The 22,157-nt window shown below is 35.5% G+C and carries 19 protein-coding genes; 8 read left to right on the plus strand and 11 right to left on the minus strand.

What is annotated here, in order from left to right; translation table 11 throughout:
• Positions 1-51 precede the first annotated feature (51 nt).
• Positions 52-1,821, minus strand: coding sequence for a M3 family oligoendopeptidase (locus AXY_RS08385; protein ID WP_015010370.1), 1,770 nt, complete (start codon positions 1,819-1,821; stop codon positions 52-54).
• A 720-nt stretch (positions 1,822-2,541) separates the two neighbouring features.
• Between AXY_RS08385 and ilvB the strand changes: the two genes are divergently transcribed.
• From ilvB to AXY_RS08425, 8 genes are all read left to right on the plus strand, one after another.
• The gene (gene ilvB, locus AXY_RS08390; RefSeq protein ID WP_015010371.1) at positions 2,542-4,266 is read left to right on the plus strand and encodes a biosynthetic-type acetolactate synthase large subunit; all 1,725 of its coding nucleotides are present in this window, start codon (positions 2,542-2,544) and stop codon (positions 4,264-4,266) included.
• Positions 4,263-4,787 (plus strand): acetolactate synthase small subunit, encoded by a 525-nt coding sequence (gene ilvN, locus AXY_RS08395; protein ID WP_015010372.1) that lies wholly within the window; start codon positions 4,263-4,265, stop codon positions 4,785-4,787. Before ilvB ends, ilvN begins: the two co-directional genes overlap by 4 nt.
• Before the next feature lie 67 nt (positions 4,788-4,854).
• Positions 4,855-5,889, plus strand: coding sequence for a ketol-acid reductoisomerase (gene ilvC, locus AXY_RS08400; RefSeq protein ID WP_015010373.1), 1,035 nt, complete (start codon positions 4,855-4,857; stop codon positions 5,887-5,889).
• A complete protein-coding gene (locus AXY_RS08405) occupies positions 5,873-7,399 on the plus strand; it encodes a 2-isopropylmalate synthase (protein ID WP_015010374.1) in 1,527 nt (508 codons plus the stop codon). The genes ilvC and AXY_RS08405 overlap by 17 nt, the downstream gene beginning before the upstream one ends.
• Positions 7,400-7,411: 12 nt before the next feature.
• A complete protein-coding gene (leuB, locus tag AXY_RS08410; protein ID WP_015010375.1) occupies positions 7,412-8,491 on the plus strand; it encodes a 3-isopropylmalate dehydrogenase in 1,080 nt (359 codons plus the stop codon).
• Between the two features lie 14 nt (positions 8,492-8,505).
• Positions 8,506-9,912 carry a 3-isopropylmalate dehydratase large subunit gene (leuC, locus tag AXY_RS08415; protein ID WP_015010376.1) on the plus strand — a complete coding sequence of 469 codons (1,407 nt, stop codon included), beginning with the start codon at positions 8,506-8,508 and terminating at the stop codon, positions 9,910-9,912.
• Positions 9,913-9,926: 14 nt separating this feature from the next.
• Positions 9,927-10,517, plus strand: a complete 591-nt coding sequence (gene leuD, locus AXY_RS08420; RefSeq protein ID WP_015010377.1) for a 3-isopropylmalate dehydratase small subunit — start codon at positions 9,927-9,929, stop codon at positions 10,515-10,517.
• A gap of 627 nt (positions 10,518-11,144) precedes the next feature.
• The gene (locus AXY_RS08425; protein WP_015009979.1) at positions 11,145-12,365 is read left to right on the plus strand and encodes an IS110 family RNA-guided transposase; all 1,221 of its coding nucleotides are present in this window, start codon (positions 11,145-11,147) and stop codon (positions 12,363-12,365) included.
• Between the two features lie 270 nt (positions 12,366-12,635).
• On the opposite strand, the gene AXY_RS08430 is transcribed toward AXY_RS08425, so the two are convergent.
• From AXY_RS08430 to AXY_RS08470, 10 genes are all read right to left on the minus strand, one after another.
• The gene (locus AXY_RS08430; protein WP_015010378.1) at positions 12,636-13,685 is read right to left on the minus strand and encodes a lactonase family protein; all 1,050 of its coding nucleotides are present in this window, start codon (positions 13,683-13,685) and stop codon (positions 12,636-12,638) included.
• A 182-nt stretch (positions 13,686-13,867) separates the two neighbouring features.
• The gene (locus tag AXY_RS12795) at positions 13,868-14,005 is read right to left on the minus strand and encodes a hypothetical protein (protein WP_155835486.1); all 138 of its coding nucleotides are present in this window, start codon (positions 14,003-14,005) and stop codon (positions 13,868-13,870) included.
• A 63-nt stretch (positions 14,006-14,068) separates the two neighbouring features.
• Positions 14,069-14,599, minus strand: a complete 531-nt coding sequence (locus AXY_RS08435; protein ID WP_015010379.1) for an RNA polymerase sigma factor — start codon at positions 14,597-14,599, stop codon at positions 14,069-14,071.
• A gap of 17 nt (positions 14,600-14,616) precedes the next feature.
• Positions 14,617-16,581: an ABC transporter permease gene (locus tag AXY_RS08440; protein WP_015010380.1), complete on the minus strand. Its 1,965-nt coding sequence runs from the start codon at positions 16,579-16,581 to the stop codon at positions 14,617-14,619.
• A complete protein-coding gene (locus AXY_RS08445) occupies positions 16,556-17,455 on the minus strand; it encodes an ABC transporter ATP-binding protein (protein WP_015010381.1) in 900 nt (299 codons plus the stop codon). The genes AXY_RS08440 and AXY_RS08445 overlap by 26 nt, the downstream gene beginning before the upstream one ends.
• Positions 17,452-17,838 carry a GntR family transcriptional regulator gene (locus AXY_RS08450; RefSeq protein WP_015010382.1) on the minus strand — a complete coding sequence of 129 codons (387 nt, stop codon included), beginning with the start codon at positions 17,836-17,838 and terminating at the stop codon, positions 17,452-17,454. Before AXY_RS08450 ends, AXY_RS08445 begins: the two co-directional genes overlap by 4 nt.
• Positions 17,839-18,003: 165 nt before the next feature.
• Positions 18,004-18,609 (minus strand): alpha/beta hydrolase, encoded by a 606-nt coding sequence (locus AXY_RS08455; protein ID WP_015010383.1) that lies wholly within the window; start codon positions 18,607-18,609, stop codon positions 18,004-18,006.
• Between the two features lie 55 nt (positions 18,610-18,664).
• On the minus strand, positions 18,665-19,957 hold the full coding sequence (locus AXY_RS08460) for a hypothetical protein (protein ID WP_015010384.1): 1,293 nt from the start codon (positions 19,955-19,957) through the stop codon (positions 18,665-18,667).
• Positions 19,954-21,054 carry a DUF58 domain-containing protein gene (locus AXY_RS08465; RefSeq protein WP_015010385.1) on the minus strand — a complete coding sequence of 367 codons (1,101 nt, stop codon included), beginning with the start codon at positions 21,052-21,054 and terminating at the stop codon, positions 19,954-19,956. Before AXY_RS08465 ends, AXY_RS08460 begins: the two co-directional genes overlap by 4 nt.
• Entirely contained in the window at positions 21,051-22,016 is a 966-nt protein-coding gene (locus tag AXY_RS08470; protein WP_015010386.1) for an AAA family ATPase, read from the minus strand. Before AXY_RS08470 ends, AXY_RS08465 begins: the two co-directional genes overlap by 4 nt.
• Positions 22,017-22,157: the final 141 nt, after the last annotated feature.

A 22,157-nucleotide genomic window follows, 5' to 3' on the forward strand; every position in this document is an offset into this window, starting at 1 on the left:
CGACTAATTATAAAACCTACCAACACTATTTGACATTGAACTTTTTTTCACTTAGTTAGTTAACTCAATAAATTGTTTAACATCTTCAATACATAAATCAATTGCTCTTTGCCAGAATTCTGGTTGCTCTAAATCAACATTTAAATGTTTTTTAGCAAGTTCTTCTACTGTCATTCTACCAGTATCCTTAAGTAATGCATCATAGAAGTTTGCAAAGTTCTTTTTATCCGATTTTGCATATGCATAAATTCCTAGGCTGAATAAGTAACCAAATGTATATGGGAAGTTATAAAATGGCACATCTGTAATATGGAAATGTAGCTTAGATGCCCAGAAAATCGGGTGATACGTTGATAATTGATCGCCATACGCTTCTCTTTGAGCTTGCTCCATTAGTTCATTTAGCTGCTCAGTCGATACCACACCCTCTTTTCTAGCTTGATAAAATCTTGTTTCAAATAGGAAACGGGCATGGATATTCATAAAGAAAGCTACACTACGCTGAATTTTATCTTCAATTAATACGAGTCGTTCTTCTTTTGTAGTCGCTTCTTCAACCATTGCATCGGCAACAATCATTTCAGCTAACGTAGACGCTGTTTCAGCCACATTCATGGCATAATTTTGGTTCAAGAGATCGATCTCATCCATTACATATTGATGATAACCATGTCCAAGCTCATGTGCCAATGTCGCCATGTTCGAAGCCGTATTTGAATACGTCATAAAAATTCTTGATTGCTTACTTTCTGGGAAACTTGTACAAAAACCACCTGGGCGTTTACCTGGTCGGTCCTCTGCCTCGATCCAACTTTCTTCAAAAGCTAGTGTTGCATACTCAGCCATACGCTCACTATATTGGCCAAACTGCTTAATAATTATATCCGCTGCCTCTTGATAATTAATTTCCTTCACATCTTGACTAATAGGCGCTTCTAGGTCATACCACGCTAACTGATCTAAACCGAACTTTTCAGCTTTACGATTTAAATATTCATAAAATGCTTGTTTGTTTTTAACAATCGTTTCCCACATAGTTGATAATGTTTTATTTGTCATTCTATTATAGTTCAATGGTTCTTTTAAAACATCATCCCATTTTCTATGTGCATATGTCTGTAATCTAAAACCAGCCAAATGATTTAATGTTTCAGTAAACAAATCAGCTTTATCGAGCCATGCTTGTTCTAATTTCTGAAATGCTAATTCTCTGACTTCACGATTAGCATGATTTAATTTATTCTCTAATTGTCCAATTGATAATTGTTCATTTTCCCATGCAACAGTCATCGATCCAACGATTGTATCATACATTTCGCCCCATGCATGGTAACCATCGATTTCCAAGTCAGTTATTAATTGCTCTTGATCTTCTGGTAATTTATCTTTTGCTTCATCTCGTAGTTCACTTAAAACAAATCTAATCTCAATTAATTGTTGATCTTCTAACCAGCTCTGCCATTCCTGATCATCCACTCTTGATAAGGCAAAACTAAATTTAGTTATCAACTTCTGAGTTGCTGCATTTAATTCATTTCTAATACCAACTAATCTTCTTGCATATTTATCGTTAACATCTTGTGCAGTTAAACAGCTAACAAATGCACCAATTTCGCCATTATGCATACTTACTTGTCTTATCGTTTCAGTTAATTCAATTAGCTGATCTAATTCAGGCTTTTCTGCAAATGGAGTGACCTGTTGCTTAAAAGTTTCAATCCAATCTTGTGCAGCTTGAATGTATTGCTTTAATTCTGATGATTCACTCCCTCCTTCAAATATTGTCTCTAAATCCCACGTAAGTGATAAATTATTTTTCATCTATATTCTCCTTTCATCTATCAACAGTTTACCACGTTCCATTCCATTTTCGGAATAATATTATCCTTATTTTCACCTCACTTAAATAATATTAGCAATTTTTCTTAGTAAATCCTTTTTCAAACTAAATTTTTAACTCATGGGTTAGCTAATTTATAAAAAAGTTAACAATTTAGCAAAAAATCAGAAAATTTTCACAAAACCTGTTGACCATTTTTAAATTTGGTTGTATGATTGTCGTCAAACAATAATATTTTCACTTTTTAAATAATTGTTTATAAATTGAATAATCAAATGATTCATTCATAAATTAGAATCAATCACATCTTTTTAAATTGTTCATATGTTTAACAATAAAATACGAATGATTGCGATGATAAGATAAAAAGAGCAAAGCCCATGTATTCCCAGAGAGCCGGGGTTGCTGGAAGCCCGGAAATACATTTTGTTCTGACATCGTCTTTGAGCTGTTAAATTGAACGGATACATTCCTTTTAGATTTAACCGGGTCTTTCGATCAGGACCCGTTATCAAAAATGGCCATAATATTGGCTTACTGAGGCTTCATTGTAAAGGTGAAGTGAATCAAGGTGGTACCGTGAAAAGTTAGATCTTTTCTCCCTTGTAATCTTGTAGCAGGCTACAGATTATTTAGAGAGAATTGATCTTTTTTATTATCAATCAAAATATAATCATTCAATACATTTAGGAGGGATTAATGTGGTGAAATCAAATCATGATTTAAATGCCAATCAGGTTACACCAAAGAATGGCTCTGAAATTCTTATAGACGCATTAATTGAAGCCGGTGTAACCACATTGTTTGGATACCCTGGAGGTGCCGTACTTCCAATCTTTGATGCATTATTCAAACGAAAAGAACATTTCAACCAAATATTAGCTCGCCATGAACAAGGTTCAATTCATGCTGCTGAAGGTTATGCACGTATATCAGGAAAACCAGGTGTCGTCATTGCTACAAGTGGGCCTGGTGCTACAAATTTAGTCACTGGTATTGTCGATGCGATGATGGATTCACTTCCACTCGTTATTTTTACCGGTCAGGTTGCTCAAAACGTGATTGGAACTGACGCCTTTCAAGAGGCAGATATAATGGGAATTACAACACCTATAACAAAACACAACTATCAAGTACGAAAAATTGAGGATCTTCCGCGAATTGTTAAGGAAGCATTCCATATTGCGACGACTGGACGTCCTGGACCTGTATTAATCGATATTCCAAAAGATATTGCAGCAAATCCATGTGCTGATTCATATGATTCAAGCTTTGATTTACCAGGCTATCAACCTAAAGTACATCCAAACCCGCTTCAGATTAGGAAACTAAAGGAAGCACTCTTAACAGCGAAAAAACCACTAATCCTTGCAGGGGCAGGTATTAAGTTTGCCGATGCTGCGGATGAACTTAAAATATTTTCTGAAAGACATCAAATTCCTGTAGTCACGACCCTTCAAGGTCTTGGAGCATTTCCTGGTGAACATGAACTAGCTTTAGGTATGGGAGGAATGCACGGAACATATGCATCAAATATGGCCATGTATCATACCGACTTATTAATTAATATCGGTTCCCGCTTTGATGATCGTCTAACAGGTAATTTGGATCACTTTGCACCGGCAGCAATTATCGCACATATTGACATTGATCCTGCGGAAATCGGAAAAAATGTGAATACACATATTCCAATCGTTGCAGATGCAAAAAATGCTTTAATAGAAATCAATAAGCATATTGATGAAACGCCGAGCTATGCTGAATGGTTAGAAGAAGTTAATCAAAATAAACAGGATTACCCACTTTGGTATAACCAACCTGAAGATGGTAACATGATTGGCCAGTATGTTATCGATAAGGTGTATCAACTCACAGAAGGTAAAGCGATAGTCACAACTGACGTTGGTCAACATCAGATGTGGGCGGCTCAATTTTATAAATTTAATCAGCCTAATCGCTTCGTAAGTTCTGGTGGTCTTGGAACAATGGGCTTTGGCTTCCCTGCTGCAATCGGCGCACAAATTGCAGCACCCAATGATCTCGTTATTGCTATTGTTGGTGACGGAGGTTTCCAAATGACACTTCAGGAACTGTCGATCCTCCAAGAACGACGACTACCTGTTAAAGTTGTTATTGTCAACAATGAGGCGCTTGGAATGGTTCGTCAATGGCAGCAAGCATTTTATTCTGAACGTTATTCGGAATCAATTTTCAGTATTCAGCCTGACTTTGTGAAACTAGCAGAAGCCTACCAAATCAAGGCTGCAAAGTTATCAAATAAAGAAGAATTTGATAAACAACTACCTGAATTGTTAGCGCACGATGGACCTGTATTGATTGATGCGCGCGTCTTACAACAAGAAAATGTTTACCCAATGATTCCTCCAGGGCAAGGATTACATGAAATGATAGGAGTGAAACCATGAAACGAATTATTACCGCAAAAGTAAGAAATCGAAGTGGTGTCCTCAATCGAATAACAGGACTCTTACAAAAACGTCAATTCAATATTGAGAGTATTTCAGTTGGTCGCACTGAGCAAGAAGGGATTTCCAGAATTACATTTGTTGTAGACGTGGAAGACTTCCCGAAAGCAGAGCAAATCACAAAACAACTCAACAAACAAATTGATGTATTAAAAGTAACTGATATTACAGATAAGGCAATTGTTGCTCGAGAGCTAGCACTAATCAAAATTACAAGTAACGCACAAATGCGTAGTGAAATTCAAGGGCTTATCGATCCATTCCGAGCAACAGTGATTGATGTTAGTAAAGATACGATTTCAGTTCAAGTAACTGGTGATACTGAAAAAGTAGAAGCATTAATAGAATTATTGAAACCTTATGGGATTAAGGATCTTGCTCGAACAGGTATTACTGCATTCTTACGTGGTCATCAACCACAAGCAAATCCAGATCAAGAACCTTTTTCACTATTAAATTAACTCACTTTAGAATCAATTATTATTAAAAATATAATCATAGTTATTATTTTGAAAGGAATGATTACAAATGGCAAAAGTAGTTTATAACGATCAAATACAAGAGGATGTACTAAAGGGTAAGAAAATCGCAATTATCGGATACGGTTCACAAGGACACGCACACGCATTAAACCTAAAAGAAAGTGGTTTTGATGTGGTTGTCGGATTAAGAAAAGGTAAGTCATGGGATCAAGCATATGAGGATGGTCTAGACGTTAAAACAGTTGCTGAGGCTAGTAAAGAAGCTGATGTGATTATGATCTTACTTCCTGACGAGAACCAACCACAAGTTTATAAAGAAAGTATTGAAGCGAACCTTGAAGAAGGAAACGCCCTTGTATTTGCACACGGGTTTAATATTCACTATAGCCAGATCACACCACCAGAAAATGTTGATGTGTTTTTAGTTGCACCTAAAGGACCTGGTCACCTAGTCCGCCGTACATTTGAAGAAGGTGCTGGTGTACCAGCATTGTATGGTATTTATCAAGACTATACAGGAAATGCTAGAGAACTTGCATTAGCTTATGCCAAAGGTGTAGGTGCTGGCCGTGCAGGAATTCTTGAAACAACATTCCAAGAAGAAACAGAAACTGACCTATTCGGTGAGCAGGCTGTCCTTTGTGGCGGTGCAACTAGCTTAGTAAAAGCAGGATTCGAAACACTTGTTGAAGCTGGATACCAACCAGAAGTTGCGTATTTCGAATGTTTACACGAACTTAAACTTATTGTTGATTTGATGTATGAAAGCGGGCTTGAAGGAATGAGATACTCTATCTCTGATACAGCTCAATGGGGTGACTTTGTCTCTGGTCCACGTGTTATTAATGATGAAACAAAAGCACGTATGAAAGATGTATTAACAGACATTCAAACAGGTAAATTTGCTAAAGACTGGATCTTAGAGAACCAAGCAAATCGCCCACAATTTAATGCAATTAACCAAGCAGAGAAAAATCACTTAATTGAGAAAGTAGGTAGAGAGCTTCGTGATTTAATGCCATTTGTTAAGCAAAGAGCAAATGCAAAAAAGGAAGTGGTCTCGGATGACTCAAACAATTAAGATTTTTGATACAACGTTAAGAGATGGTGAACAATCACCAGGTGTCAATTTGAATCAAATTGAAAAATTAGAAATCGCCAAACAACTTGAACGTTTAGGAGTTGATGTGATCGAAGCAGGATTTCCTGCTTCATCACAAGGTGATTTTGATGCAGTGAAGAAAATCGCTCAAACCATTACGAAATCGACTGTAACTGCTTTAGCAAGAGCAAATAAGAATGATATTGATCGAGCTTGGGAAGCGATTAAAGACGCAAAAAAACCACGCATTCACGTTTTTATCGCTACCTCCCCTATTCATATGAAAGATAAGTTAAAGAAAACACCTGAAGAAGTAATTAATATCGCTGTTGAAATGGTTAAATACGCTAAACAGAAATGTCATGATATTGAATGGTCTGCTGAAGATGCTTCACGATCAGATCTTTCATTTTTAGCTACAATCATTGAAAAAGTTATTGATGCTGGAGCAAATGTGATCAACTTACCTGATACTGTTGGATACACAATGCCAAAAGAATATGGTGAGATGTTTAAGTACATTAAAGAAAACGTACCAAACATTGATCGAGTAGACTTATCTACGCACTGCCATGACGATTTAGGGATGGCTTTAGCAAATACAATCGCAGGGATACAAAATGGCGCAACACAAGTTGAAGGTACTATTAATGGTATCGGAGAACGCGCAGGAAATGTCGCATTAGAAGAATTAGCTGTTGCACTTGAGATTAGAAAAGATTTTTATCCGTACTCGACTGGTTTAGTGCTTAAAGAAATTAAGCGAACAAGTGATATGATAAGTAAACTAACAGGCATGATCGTCCCTGGTAACAAAGCTGTTGTTGGTCGTAATGCTTTTGCGCATGAATCAGGCATTCACCAAGATGGCGTATTGAAAAATACACAAACATACGAGATTATTACACCGGAAATGGTCGGTGTCCAATCTAATAATCTAGTACTCGGAAAACATTCAGGTCGTCATGCATTTAAAGACCGTATTACTCAGCTTGGTTTTACCTTATCTGAAGAAAAAATATCAGCAGCCTTCAAATCTTTTAAACTATTAACTGACCGTAAAAAAGAAGTTACTGAAGATGATTTATTCGCTTTATTAATGGATATTCAAACAGGAATAAGCAATCGAAAACAATATAAGCTGTTATCCTTTCAAGTTCATTACGACTCCGATCACTCCCCTACTGCCACTGTAAAAATTGAAACACCTAATAAAGAAGTGGTTGTCGGTGAGAAAAGTGGCGCTGGTAGTGTTGAAGCACTGTATAACACTATTGAATCACTAATCGAAGAAAACGTGCAATTAACCGACTTTACATTAAGCTCAGTTGGTAAAGGAAAAGATGCACTAGCTGAAGTGCATATTCATTTAAATGTTGATAATCAACCCGTTAGCGGGCGTGGCACATCTCAGGACGTACTCGAAGCAGCCGCATACGCTTTTTTAAATGCTGTTAACAGATCATTTATTAAAGTCAAGGGTGATTGAGGAGGAATTAAGATGAAAAAACATATCGTCCTATTGCCTGGTGATGGAATTGGTCCAGAAATATTAGCTAGTTCTGTTGCCATCTTAAAGACAATCGCCAAAAAATTTAATCATCAATTTACTTTTGAGGAACATTTAATTGGTGGAGCTGCAATTGATGCGGTAAATAACCCACTTCCTCAAGAAACACTAGATGCAGCTAAAAAAGCGGATGCAATCCTATTAGGTGCTGTCGGCGGACCAAAATGGGATCATAATCCGTCTGAACTGCGACCAGAACGTGGCTTACTAGCTATCAGAAAAGCATTAGACCTGTATGCCAATTTAAGACCTGTAAAAGGATTTGAAAAGTTACTCCATGCCTCTCCATTGAAAGAGGATATTATTAAAGGTAGTGACCTGCTTATTGTCAGAGAGTTAACTGGTGGCCTCTACTTCGGTCGCCCAAGTGAACGTCGCAATGATGGTCAAGATGTAGTTGATACACTAGCCTACTCCAAAGCTGAAATCGAGCGAATTGTTAAAAAAGGCTTCGAAAGTGCTCAACTACGACGTAAGAAATTAACATCAGTCGATAAAGCAAACGTTTTAGAATCTAGTAAACTATGGCGCGAAGTCGTTGAAGAACAAAGTCAATTCTATCCGGATGTTGAAGTTGAACATCTATTAGTTGATGCAGCTGCCATGCATTTAATTACACATCCAAGTCATTTTGATGTCATTGTTACAGAGAATATGTTTGGTGATATTTTAAGTGATGAAGCATCTGTCCTTACAGGATCACTAGGTATGCTTCCATCAGCTAGTCTAGCTGAAAGCGGTGTTGGGTTATATGAACCAGCTCACGGATCAGCACCAGATATAGCAGGACAAAATATCGCTAACCCAATAGCGATGATTTTATCTAGTGCGATGATGCTTCGCTATTCCTTCGACTTAAATGCTGAGGCAGAATTAATTGAAAAGGCTGTTGAAGCTTGTATTAATCAAGGCTTCCATACAGCAGATTTACAAGTGAAAAATGGAACTAAAGTTTCTACAACTGAAATGACTGATGCAATGATTAACTTTATTGCTACTGCAAAGTCATAAAGGAGTGAGATAAATTGACGAAACCTAGAACAATAATTGAGAAGATTTGGGATAAAAATGTCGTGTACGAAGAAGAACCAGGTAAACCGGCGATTCTTTATATTGACTTACATTTAGTTCATGAAGTGACTTCACCACAGGCATTTGAGGGTTTACGTCTAAAGGGTCGTAAAGTTAGACAACCGAAGTTAACTTTTGCAACGATGGACCATAACGTACCAACGATTCATACTCACATTATTAGAGATCAAATCTCCAAATTACAAATGGATACGTTAAGAAAAAACTGTGAGGAATTTGGCGTACCATTAGCGGGTATTGGTCATAAACATCAAGGTATTGTGCATGTAATTGGACCTGAATTAGGTTTAACCCAGCCAGGAAAAACGATCGTCTGTGGAGATAGCCATACATCTACTCATGGTGCCTTTGGAGCTCTTGCTTTTGGAATTGGAACAAGTGAAGTTGAACACGTTTTAGCAACACAAACTATTTGGCAAGCAAAGCCGAAAACACTTAATGTACAAATTGATGGAGAGCTAAAAACGGGTGTCACTGCTAAAGACTTAATTCTTGCCCTTATCGCTAAGTTTGGTGTTGATTTTGGTACTGGATATGTCATTGAATATACTGGCGAAGCTGTTCGTAAATTATCAATGGAAGGTCGAATGACGATTTGTAATATGTCCATCGAAGCTGGTGCTAGAGCTGGATTAGTCAGCCCAGATCAAACAACGATCGACTTTTTAAGAGGACGTGAATACGCACCTAAGGGCGAAGAATTTGAAAAAGCCGCACAAGAGTGGTTAGCACTCGCTTCTGATGAAAATGCTGAATACGACCGAACAGTGACATTTAATGCAAGTGAAGTAGAGCCGCAAGTGACATGGGGAACTAACCCTAGTCAGTGTATCCCTGTAAATGGAACGATACCTGACCCAGAACAAGCAGACAATGAAAATGATAAAAATGAAATTAAACGCGCACTTGAATATATGGGCTTAGAAGCTGGAACGCCAATTAGCGAAGTTCCAATTGAACATGTTTTTATTGGCTCTTGTACTAACTCAAGGGTTGAAGATTTAGAACGAGCAGCTAGTATTATTCAAGGTCGAAAAGTCCATCCAAATGTCAAAGCTATTGTCGTACCTGGTTCACAAACAGTTAAATTAGAAGCTGAGAAAAAAGGCTTAGATCAATTATTTAAAGAAGCAGGATTTGAATGGCGCGAACCTGGATGTAGTAGTTGTCTTGCGATGAATGATGATGTTATTCCACCAGGTGAGCGTTGTGCATCAACGTCTAACCGTAACTTTGAGGGCAGACAAGGAACGGATGCCAGAACGCACCTTGTCAGTCCAGAAATGGCATCAGCAGCAGCAATTGCTGGACACTTTGTTGATGTTAGAACATTTGTATAAAAAGGAGGCCAAAAATGGAACCGATCAAACAACATACCGGATTAGTATATCCATTAAACCGCGCCAACGTCGATACTGATCAAATTATTCCAAAACAATTTTTAAAGCGAATTTCTCGCCAAGGATTTGGCCAATATTTATTTTACAATTGGCGCTTTGATAAAAAAGATCGTCCTAGAGAAGACTTCTCACTAAATCAACCTAAATATCAAAATGCTAGTATCCTAGTTGGTGGTGAAAACTTCGGCTGTGGTTCATCACGTGAACACGCACCGTGGGCATTAGAAGACTTTGGTTTTAGAGTGATTATTGCACCGAGCTTTGCCGATATCTTCTTTAACAACTGTACGAAAAACGGACTACTACCTGTTGTTCTACCTGAAGCTGAGGTTAATCAACTTATAAAAAATGCAGAGTCTGAATCCTATCACCTAACAGTTGATTTAGAAAACTTAAAAGTCTATGATAATAAAGATTTTGAAACTAGTTTCACTCTAGCAGAATATCCAAGACAAATGCTCTTAAACGGTTGGGATGAAATTTCTGTAACCTTAACACATGAAGACAAAATTGCTGAATTTGAAAAGAACCATGTTGTTTATTAAGTATTATTCGATAAAAAAATACCTCAGATAAGGGTAAAACCTTTTCTGAGGCATTTTAAAGGTTCTATATTTTTGGTGTTGGTGAGTTCTTTTTTTGAATTCGCTGGCACCTTTTTTGTGTTTCCATAGAAAAAGGGCAGTAGATTCCTTTATAATTTAGTCGACGAAAACCATTTAATATTAAAGACAAAGGGTTGAATCCCTTACATTTATAGAGGAACGAAAATAAGAGGAAACTGCATTGTTAAAATAGCAGCCATTCAATTTAGAAGTGAAAAACAGCAGGTGAAATACACGAGACTCCTGCGGGAATAGCACGAGCTGAAGATCCACTAAGGCAAGCGCTCTTTGCTTGCCTTAGTTAGCTAAAAGCCGTGCCCGCGGAAACATACTAAGATTAGTAGTACAAGACCTAGGCCAGGTTTTGTGCTACTATTTTTTTATAGTAGAAGTGAAGTAAAGCCGAATCACGCTAAGGACCTTGAGTTCGACGATCGGAAACTGGCTAACTTCACTCCCTTATTTGAATCAGCTTAGTATGTTGGGTCCCCAGAGACCGTGTATAAGAAAGTGGAATCGATAAGGTAAAGTGGAGACTTCTACAAAAATATTAAGGAGGAGAAGAAAATGAGATGCGTTATTGCTTTCGACGTTAGTCGAAAGAGTAGTACCATGGCCGCTTACAACGAGCAAGGTAACTGTGAATTTGAAGGGAGGTTAATTCATTCAAAAACGGGATTCTCTAATTTAAGTAAAATCATTAAAGATCTAAGTGAAAAGAATAATTATACCTTAGAATTTGTTTTTGAAGCGACTGGAGTATATTCGGCTGCTTTAGAACGATTCTTACGAGAGAATAATCTCGTTTATTATTCTTTAAATCCTTTATTAGCACACCTTAACACCCAATCTCTAAGAAGAAACAAAACAGATATAAGTGATGCGCATCAACTGGCTAAGAATCATTTTAAAAACGATTATTTCCAAACTTATCGCGAAGATTCTTATTACGAACAGATGCGTACAATGTCACGTCGCTATGATGAGATTATGAAAGAGAAGATTCAGTACAAAAATCGACTACATGCATCATTACAATTATCTTTCCCAGACTTTGATACGGCTTTTATTAACAAATCAAAACTTTATTATAATCTTGTACAAGTATTCCCTCACCCAAACTTGATATTAAAACGATCTAAAACAGTTATTAAAAATCGTATTAAAAAATGCACTAAGAAAAACTATTCATTAAAAAAGTTAGAGGAAAGAGCAATTTTATTGATTGAAATCGCAAAGGATTCATTTCCAGCAGTTGATGAAACAGACTATTCTTGTGAGTTAGTAAGGGATTATGCCAAGAAAATATTAGAGATGGAGGAAGAGCAAGATGAAATCATTCAAAGAATGACAGAAATGTCAAAAGACCGTAAAGAATACAGGATCCTTCGGTCATTTCCCGGAATAAAAGATAAATTAGCCTGTAGAATCATAGCTGAACTAGGGGATTTAACACGTTTTAAAAATAATAAACAACTAAATGCATACGCCGGTATAGATATCGTAAGATATCAGTCTGGAAATATGGAGTATAAAGATCGTATAAATAAACGAGGTAATAGTAGACTGCGTGGTATTTTGTATTTTATGATTGTCTCAATGCTTTCTGCTAAAGGAAAACAAATAAATCATTTAGTTGATTATTATTATAAATTAAAAAAACAACCCTATAATAAGCATCATAAGGTTGCAGTAGTCGCTTGTATGAATAAATTCTTGAAAGTCACATTTCATCTTATTCAAAACGACCTATTGTATGATTATGAGAAAGCTTCAAGCCAACAATAATCATACTATGATTTAATTATAACACAATAGACCTTGAAAAAAGACAAAAAACACAAGGTCTATTCGAAGTGCAAAATTTTAATTAATTCCCGGAGGGGTACCCCTCCGGGAATTAATTAAAAAAAGGGATTTAAACACTTGACTAAACGTAAGAAAGCGAGTGTATTTCACCTGCGGTGAACAAGTTGTATCTTAATTAAAATTAATATAAATTTATTCGCGACTTATTATAAAACCTACCAACACTATTTGACATTGAACCATTTTAAATTAATTCATAAATTTCACACAGACTACTTCTGGTGCTTTCACATTTGCTTGTTTTAGCGTTAATTTTCCAGTCTCTAGTTCACGTTCAAAAACAGTTAATGTTCCTGATTTTTGATTTGAAGCAATTAAAAACTTCTCATCAGGCGTTAAGACAAAATCACGTGGCCAATCTCCTTCTGTTGATGTCCAATCAACAAATTCAAGTAAATGCGTATCTTGATTAACTTTAAAAATCGCAATACTATTATGTCCTCTATTCCCAACATAGACAAACTTCCCATCACTTGTAACGTGAATCGCACTACCATCATTGACTTCATTAAATGAATCAGGAATTGCTTTCAATTGCTGTAATAGTTCAAATGAGCCATCTGCTTGATCATATTTTAATGTAAGTACCTCAGATGAAAGCTCAGTCATTACATATGCGTATTCGCCATTAGCTGCAAATGCTAAATGACGCGGACCACTTCCTGCTGGTGTCTTTAATACATGCTTTTTCTGTAATTTCCCGATTTGATCAATCGCATAAGTTGTGATCTCATCACTACCTAAATCAACGGCAAACACATATTTTTGATCTGGTGAGAATCCAGCATAATGCATATGTGGCTTCTCTTGACGCTCATGGGGTCCAGATCCTTCATGAATTGCAATATCAGCAACCTCTTTTAATGAACCATCTGGATTCGTTAAATAAGATATAATTTGCTTAGTATGGTAATTAGCCGTTACGACAATTGATTGATTTTGATTTACGCTGACATGACATGGTGGTGAACCTGCTTCAGTTAAACTATTCAATTTAGTTAACTCTTTAGTTGCTTGATCAATTGAAAATGCAGTAATTCCTCCCTGATCACCTTCTTGCGTTACGGCATATAAGTATTTATTATTAGCTGAGACCGTAACATAAGTCGGGTTACTTAATTCAGCAACTGGTGTTACTTCTACGATTTTTGCTTGCTCAGTGTCAAAAGTAAAACGGTAAACACCTTTACTCTCTTCTTTCGTATATGAACCTAAATAGCCTGTAATTACATTCGTCATTCTATCTGCTCCTTCTGCAAATTTGCTATGTCTAGTATAGCAAAAATACCGATAATCCACTAATATTTTAACATTAATTATGTAAAGATTCTGATAATAAATTAGTCAGAAATTACTATTGTTCTTAAATTCAATTAACCCGACAAGTGAATTTGATCCACTTGTCGGGTTAAAATTAGTCATTATGATTGGTTTTTTAGCATATTTGTTACTTGTTGGATTGGGTTTTTATTCCCATTACGACGCATACTGTAAAAAGCTGCAGCGCCTACTCCGATTGATGCGAGGATTGGAATGATTATATTACCCTTCTTATTCACTATTTAACACCTCCCACCAATAGCTTACCCATTTATTAAGGCCACTATTGGCAGTAAAAAATGCTAATTAACGGTAGACATTTCAGCTCTCAACATCTTTCTTGCTCGGTGTAGTCTTGTTTTTACCGCAGATAATGATATGTTTAATTGATCTGCTATCTCCTGATCCTTACCATCTGTCGCTATTTTTATTTTTAAAACCTCTTGCATCCCTTTCGGTAATGTATCAATTTTTTCTAAAATACCATCTTTTTCAAACTGCCAATTTAGTTGAGTTGGAATCGAGTCTTTAGGACAACGTAATAATTGGCCAGCTTCTGCTCCTTCTTCTACTGAGACTGTTTCGTATCTCGTCTGCTTTCTATAATAATCAATCGCAGTTCTAATAACAATCGTTCGAAGCCAGGCACGATGCTTGGACTGATCAATTAAGTGACCGTAGTTTTTATATGCTTTTATAAACGCTTCTTGCACAATATCTTCAGCACTATAGTGATTATGAACAATTCGATTTGCCACATAAAACATTTCATTATAGTGCTTTTGATAATACCCGGTAAAATCAGCTTCTCGATTTTCGACTACCTCATGCATTTGGTGCTCTCCTTTCGCTATTTTAGATTGTTGATCACTTCATCTGGCAACTGTGATTTGTGAATTTTAATGACGTATGGATACCAAGTGTCTTTTAAGTACAATACTAGTAAATGATCACCTTCAAAATCTTCATACGTGACTTTTGTTAAGATTTGATTAATCTGATCAGCATCTGTGATGATTGATTTTTTAGATTCTGACAATATATTAGAGAAATATTCACGCTCGTCATAATAGTAATACTCTTCAAGATCATCTGGTGTTGCAATAATAATTTTCTCTACATCTTCTGCTGTCATCATTGCTTGTTCTAACAAATCATTATCTTCTAGCCACTTGATGACTTCCTTATAATTCCACGACAATTCATAGAATTGATGATATTGATTTAAGTTATCATTAAAATGTACTTCCACTGTTGAACTATATGGAGTTGAATCATGATCTGTATTTAAAAGATCTTGTTTAAACAGGTCTACAAATTCTGCTATCTCTTTATAATTAGTAATCGTTAGTTCTGAGTTCGTTGGATATGCAACAATCCTAATTTGACTAATGTCTTTTGGATTGACATAAAATATTTCATTTGTGTATTTTTTATAAGTTTGTGTTTGAGTAATTTCTTCTAAAAGTTTTTGATGATCAAGTTGATCCGAAGATCTATATTCTCTCACCATTTCCTTACCATTCTTCAAGCGATACAGAATCGTAATATCTTTATAGAAGTAGTCATACCATTCTGTCATTTGATTTGAATTAATTAATTGTTGGTGATATTCGCGAACACGATCAATATCCACTTGTGTTGTAAAGCCTTCTAAATCACCATATTTATCAAGGTTTTCATTAAATGAATATTTGTCAATCACAACGAATGCAGATTCTACCTGATCAGTTTCAGGAATTCTGTTCTGATAACCTGTTACATCAAAGATAGTCAATAATAAAATAATTGAAAAACCAATTAAATAATAAATATATTCACGCCACTCATTGAACACGCGCCACGTCTTATGAATAATCATTTGTGTAATATAATAACCAATTACCGAAAAGATGAGATAACCAAAGATGATCGCTGACGTGGATCTATGGAATATAGCAAAGTATATTCCTCCAATTAATGTAAAGCAAAACGTAAAGCTATAAATAAAAATGTATTTTAACTTATGAAATGCAACTGCCTGTGTTGCTGCTTCAGCAGGTCGATTTCGATAAAGAATCAGACCTACGATGAAACTTAGAATCGTTAAGATTACATAGATAACTAAACTATAGCTAGCATCCTCTGGTGAATTGATTAAGTTAACGATATTTGTTATTGGTGAGTAGGTCGTAATTTTATCATTAATCAAATACGATTCAGGTAATCCAATTACAAAATAGTTTAAATTTGAAATAAATAAGAGTGTAAATCCAAACGGCAATAATAAAAAGATATAGCTAAAGATCCCTTGAATAATTGTAATTCCTGTCATCGTACCAATTACAATACTGACACTATAAGTGAGAAAAAGTATAATTGATGAAACGACAAACCAATAACCAATATCATTTATATTAAATGATCCTTGAACGTCCACTATGTTATAAACAAAAGAAACTAATAGTCCATTAATGATTACCGGTAACCAGAGCCCGATAAAGCCAAATACAACTTGATGCCAATAGAAATAATCACGCTTAATCGGTAAGCTGTAAATAAAATCACTTGAATCCTTCTGATGTAAATAACGAAGGATAAACATCGCCATTAATACAGGTGCAATAAACAAGCTGAATAACTGTACATATACACCATACTCAAAGACAGATTCGCCAAAGTAACCATAGTATTCATCGTGCCTTTGGAATCTCATGAAAATATTTAATGGTACTGCAAAAAATAATATAATCATATAAATTAAACTAATCCAGCCAACTTGGCGGAAGTTTTGTTTAAATATTTCTTTTTTAAACCAAGATGTTTTCGATTGCATAGCCAATCCCCTCCATCTCATAAACAAAGATTTCTTCAAGCGTTAGTGGCAATAGATCATATATTAACGGTTGATGTGCTAAAATGCTTTCATCAATCTGATCTCTATTTCCTCTTAAAATAAATAGATGAACTGTACCACGTTTTTCTTGATGTAAAACTTCAAATTGATTGAAAATTTGTTCTGGAAAATCGCCATCAAATGCTACTTGAACTTTATGAACATCTGATTTCAAATCATCCAACTCTTTCTCTAAGACGAACTCACCATTGTGCAAGATGCCGATATGATCACAAATATCTTCAATTTCACGTAAATTATGTGATGAGATCATCACTGTCATCTCTCTTTCTGCAACATCATTAATGATCAGATTTTTTACTTTTTTACGGACCACGACATCTAATCCATCGAAAGGCTCATCCAGGATTAAATAATCTGGCATTGCGCTAAGTGCGAGCCAAAAGCTCACTTGTCGTTGCATTCCTTTAGAAAATTGATGAACTTTACTTTTAATATCTAATTTAAAAATAGACTGTAACTTTATAAAGCGTTCCTCATTCCAATTCGGATAGAAATTTCGATAAAACTCTGCCATTTGCTGAACAGTATAATGTGAAAAGAAGTAAGGTCGATCCGGAATAAAAATTAGCTTTGCTTTTCTATTTGTATTCTCAAAAATGGCTTCGTCATCGACAATAATTGTACCTGATTGCTGTTTTAAAATTCCTGATACCATTTTTAATATCGTCGTTTTGCCAGCGCCATTAGATCCGAGTAACCCATAGATTGATCCTTTATTAATTTGCAAATTCACATTGTTTACAACTTTTTTCCTTCCATATGATTTGGTCAGATCTTGTATATTTATCATTCCGTCTTTCCTCCTTCGGCCTGTTTTATCGCTTCTTTGACAAGCTCAAATAATTCTTCTTCTGTAACACCTAAGAAAGCAGCTTCTAATAGCAGTTTTTTTATTTCTGTCTTTAACAGTTGAATGGCTTCATGATTATCTTGTTCATTGGTAGGAGAAACAAAACTGCCTTTACCTTTTACCGAATATATATAACCTTGAGCCTCTAATTCTCGATATGCTTTTTGAATTGTATTCGGATTAACCGTTAATTGCTGTGCCAATGTCCGTACAGATGGCAACTGTTCATCTGGCTGTAAGACATTTTTAATAATCAATGATTTAAACTTATCAACCAGCTGCTGATAAATTGGATCACGACTACGCAAGTCTAATTCAAACATATGCCTCCTCCTAACCGTATTAAGTGTATTAACCGTATTAACCGTACTAGTTCATGTAATACAGTTAAAGCGTACAATATTTTTTAATATTTGTAAAGGCCTAATTTAAAATTTCTCACAAAAAAACCAAACACAGTATTAATAGTGTTTGGTTATAATCCATTTTTATTTAAAATGTTTTTGATACCAGTCTCTTGCTGCCTTCACCTCTGTCTGGGTCAATCGATGTCCATTTCTCTCCCAATGAATTGTCACATTGGCACCTCGATCAGCAAGCAATCTTTCTAACTCAACTGATTCTTCTGGAGGACACATTGGATCATTCTCGCCCGCTCCAATAAATACAGGGATTTGATTTTGATTTGGAATGTCGATATCACGTCTCGGTACCATTGGATGATGTAAAATTGCACCAAGCAATACATTCTCATAATGGAACAGTAAACTTCCAGCAATATTTGCACCATTCGAATAACCTACAGCTACGACTTTGTCACGAGCAAATTGATACTTCTTGCTAGCTTGATCAATAAATTCAGCTAATTCATTCGTTTGTTTTTCGAGATCCTCGATATCAAATACCCCTTCTTTTAATCGTTTAAAAAATCTCGGCATACCATTTTCTAAAACATTTCCTCGAACGCTTAGTATATTAGCATTTGGATCAATTATTTCAGCTAATGGCAATAAATCATGTTCATTCCCACCAGTACCATGTAACAAGAGAAGTGTCGGTCCATTTAATTGGCCAGATTTAAAAATATGTCGCATATTTTTAACCTCACTTTAATTTATTTTGAATTCGAGATAATTATACCACGACAAATTAGTTGAGCCAACCATTCCGCTCAAACGCCATTTTAAGATCTTCTATTTGCTCTACTGTTAAGCTCGAATAACGTGCTTGATCATAGATTGATACAAGTGATTGTAAAAGTTCCTTGTCATGAATCAATTCGCGTTCAAGTCGAATGATCGCTTCTTTTGCAGTTTCATACGGAAAAAATTCAAACCCTTGTTTGTTTGCTTTTCCAATCAATACTTTATAAATCATCCTTGCTTTTTGTCTATCACTTAATTCATCCCAATTGATTCGCTTGGTAAAACGCTGTTTGAATCGATCAACAAATTGATCAACGCTTTTAGCAAAATCAAAGACCGATTCTGTTTCATCATAATAAGCTTCGTGATGCTCAATTTCTCTTCCTTTCCGTATCCTTAATAGCATTTCCATTATTTTTTCAGTTATTAATTTGATTTTATTTGCGAAAAACGGAATTTTCTTTATCAGATAATAAATAATAATCAAACTAACAATGATTAAGATCCCATAGCCAACAATCATCAAGATTTGATCGATTATTTCAGCCCAGCGTGATGGTTCTGGTGGTGGCCCAAGATCCGGCATCTCCATGTCGACAATAACATCTTCTGTTATGCTCTCTTCTGGTTTACCCATTCCTAACAGTTTAAATAAGCCTTTAAGTAATAATAATATTCCTGATGCAATAAAGTTATATCTCATTATTAATAACATGATCATGAAAAAGACAAAGACATATAAGTAATTTTGCAGTTTTAATTTCTTATTCATCTGCGACATTTGCCGTTTTACAAGTGACGCTTTACTTAAATGGTCTTGGTTTGTTAAGAAGAGCAAGAAAAATAATAAAATTAACGCTAGAGTCGTTAGTAATTGTTGCTCATTTTCGAAGGTTTGACCACGATATAAAATGTAGCTAATAAAATAACTAGGTAAACTAAATGACCAAATAAGACCGATTGGTAACACATCAGAGATATCCTCCTGACTATATTGATATCCCCTTAACGAGCTAACAAAGAGTATGATCAACATAATCATTTGCTGCCAAATAGAATCTAATGACAGGATAAAAATTAGACTAATTGTCATTAATATACTCAGTAGTAACTTATGATTAATTTTACTTAATACTCGACCGACGAGAGAAAATAATATATAGACAGCCGGGATTAACAACCAGTAATACCCGTCAAAAAAACGTTTTAATAATAATGTGTTTAGCCACAATAAAATCGGGAAAATCGCTAAACATTCTAGGAGGATATATTTAATTGATCGATAAATTTGCTTCATGATACACCCTCCTGAGCCTCGATAGTCACGTGATCAATCACTACTGAATGGCCAGCCGCTCTTAATTGATTGACCTTCTCTAATATTTCATTTGTAATTATAGGGGTAATCAATAAAATATCCGCTCTTTTAGATTGCAGCTGCACATACTCATCAAGTAAATATTTAATATGACGACTACGCTTTGGTATTAAATAAGCTATTTGGGTGAGTAAATGATAAAAATGAGCCGTACCAGAATTCGCTTCTACTTTAACAAATGATCGATTTGATTCATGTGCCTTTCTTTTATCAACTGCATTAGTTGAAAAACTATACGCCTCTCCATTACTTTCTAAGTAATGAGCGACAGTTGCTGCATAACTAAGTGTCTTTTCAAATAATTCTAGATTACTTATCGGTAACCAAATATCTTCTGATTGATCTGCGTTTACGAGTATGACGACTTCACGATCTGCAGTGTGATCATTTACTTTAACTTGAATATTTTTTGTCCGTGCAGAAGCCTTCCAGTTGATTTGCTTAATATTATCTCCGATTAGATAATCTCTCGTACCAACGGATATAAAAGGATCTTCAATTATCCAACGTTTAACTGTTTGCTCACCAAGAAATATTTGTGATGGTATCGTTAGATCATCTTTTCTTAGTATTTGAGGATAGACAATAATTTTTGCATCCGTTTCAAATGAACGAAATTGCTCAATAAAACCAAACACATCACCTAACGTTAAAGCTATTGTATCCAGCTCAAATACACCACGTTTTGTACAGATTAAGTGATGGCGTCTCGTTAATTTTTGATAAGGTAATAAACTTAGCAATGTCCGATGCACATCAAGGTCACTTGAATCAAATTGTGATTCACCGATTGTTTTAATTGAATAATCCATTTTTGACTCTAATCTTACCCATGGCAGTGGTAATAGCTTCTTATTAACGACTTCATCAACTAGAATTACTTTCTGACCAACAAAGACTGACGACTGATCAAATTGACGCTTATAAGATATTTTATTAAGTCCCCATTTGGAATATATATACCCCTGACCAAAGATTGAAATAATTAATAGAGCAATTAACCAAGCAATATTCATGCTTGTAACTCCTTAAAATCTTCTGTTGGGACCTCCACTTTTTCCAAAATTGACTTAATAATAGACGATGTTCCTCCCGCAGAGCGTCCAATCATTGGTGAGTAGACTAATCGATGCTCAATCACTGCAGGGGCAATCTCCTTAACATCATCTGGTGTGACAAATGATCGACCGCGAATGACTGCTAAAGCCTGAGATGCTCGCAGTAATGCTTGCGTTCCTCGTGGACTTAAACCAATCACAATCTCTTCATGATTTCTCGTAACTTCTGCAATATCAATAATATATTGATAAATCGCATCATCTACTTCTACATCAGTAAAAATCGCTTGAGCCTCGACTAATTCATCACGTGTAACGACTGCTGATAAATTATGCAATGGTTGGTCTTTTCGGAATCGCTTTAAGATTTCAACCCCTTCTTCTTTTTCTGGATACCCGAGATTTACTTTGATAAAGAAACGATCTAATTGTGCTTCAGGTAATGGGAACGTACCCTGACTTTCAATCGGGTTTTGTGTTGCTATAACTAAAAATGGTTTTTCTAATGGATACGTTATACCATCTACTGTTACTTGTTGTTCTTCCATTCCTTCTAACAAGCTCGATTGTGTTCGAGGTGTTGCACGATTAATCTCATCCGCTAACAAAATATGAGTAAAAATCGGACCTTTTTGAAATTCAAATGTCCCTTTATGCTGTTGGAAGATCGTCACACCCATCACATCACTAGGTAGCAAATCAGGTGTAAACTGAATTCGATTAAATTGACAATCAATTACGGTCGCTAAGGTTTTTGCTAATAATGTTTTTCCGGTACCTGGTACATCTTCTAGTAATACATGTCGTGAGGCTAGTAAAGAAACAAGGAGCTTATCTATCACTTGCTCCTTCCCTACTATCACTTTGTTTATTTCTCGTTTAATCCGATCCATCATTGGCTTTATATCTGATATTTGCATAATATCCCCCTCTTAGAAATTTTAGTTGTAGAAAATAGTTGAGTCTATTACCTTTTAATAGATTTTTAGTTCTTTAGATTCAATCATAAAGGTAACGCTTTCAATGTGTCAAGCTATGCAAATTAAAGGAAAAACTTAATT

Source organism: Amphibacillus xylanus NBRC 15112 (genome assembly GCF_000307165.1).
GTDB lineage: Bacteria > Bacillota > Bacilli > Bacillales > Amphibacillaceae > Amphibacillus > Amphibacillus xylanus.

Excerpts from the sequence above, each read along its gene's own strand:
- AXY_RS08405 (WP_015010374.1), top strand. The coding sequence starts at position 5,873 with ATGACTCAAACAATTAAGATTTTTGATACAACGTTAAGAGATGGTGAA.
- AXY_RS08470 (WP_015010386.1), bottom strand. The coding sequence starts at position 22,016 with ATGCAAATATCAGATATAAAGCCAATGATGGATCGGATTAAACGAGAA.
- AXY_RS08425 (WP_015009979.1), top strand. The coding sequence starts at position 11,145 with ATGAGATGCGTTATTGCTTTCGACGTTAGTCGAAAGAGTAGTACCATG.
- AXY_RS08445 (WP_015010381.1), bottom strand. The coding sequence starts at position 17,455 with ATGATAAATATACAAGATCTGACCAAATCATATGGAAGGAAAAAAGTT.
- AXY_RS08385 (WP_015010370.1), bottom strand. The coding sequence starts at position 1,821 with ATGAAAAATAATTTATCACTTACGTGGGATTTAGAGACAATATTTGAA.
- AXY_RS08455 (WP_015010383.1), bottom strand. The coding sequence starts at position 18,609 with ATGCGACATATTTTTAAATCTGGCCAATTAAATGGACCGACACTTCTC.
- AXY_RS08435 (WP_015010379.1), bottom strand. The coding sequence starts at position 14,599 with ATGCATGAGGTAGTCGAAAATCGAGAAGCTGATTTTACCGGGTATTAT.
- AXY_RS08450 (WP_015010382.1), bottom strand. The coding sequence starts at position 17,838 with ATGTTTGAATTAGACTTGCGTAGTCGTGATCCAATTTATCAGCAGCTG.
- leuD (WP_015010377.1), top strand. The coding sequence starts at position 9,927 with ATGGAACCGATCAAACAACATACCGGATTAGTATATCCATTAAACCGC.
- AXY_RS08460 (WP_015010384.1), bottom strand. The coding sequence starts at position 19,957 with ATGAAGCAAATTTATCGATCAATTAAATATATCCTCCTAGAATGTTTA.
- ilvN (WP_015010372.1), top strand. The coding sequence starts at position 4,263 with ATGAAACGAATTATTACCGCAAAAGTAAGAAATCGAAGTGGTGTCCTC.
- AXY_RS08465 (WP_015010385.1), bottom strand. The coding sequence starts at position 21,054 with ATGAATATTGCTTGGTTAATTGCTCTATTAATTATTTCAATCTTTGGT.
- AXY_RS08430 (WP_015010378.1), bottom strand. The coding sequence starts at position 13,685 with ATGACGAATGTAATTACAGGCTATTTAGGTTCATATACGAAAGAAGAG.
- leuB (WP_015010375.1), top strand. The coding sequence starts at position 7,412 with ATGAAAAAACATATCGTCCTATTGCCTGGTGATGGAATTGGTCCAGAA.
- AXY_RS08440 (WP_015010380.1), bottom strand. The coding sequence starts at position 16,581 with ATGCAATCGAAAACATCTTGGTTTAAAAAAGAAATATTTAAACAAAAC.
- ilvC (WP_015010373.1), top strand. The coding sequence starts at position 4,855 with ATGGCAAAAGTAGTTTATAACGATCAAATACAAGAGGATGTACTAAAG.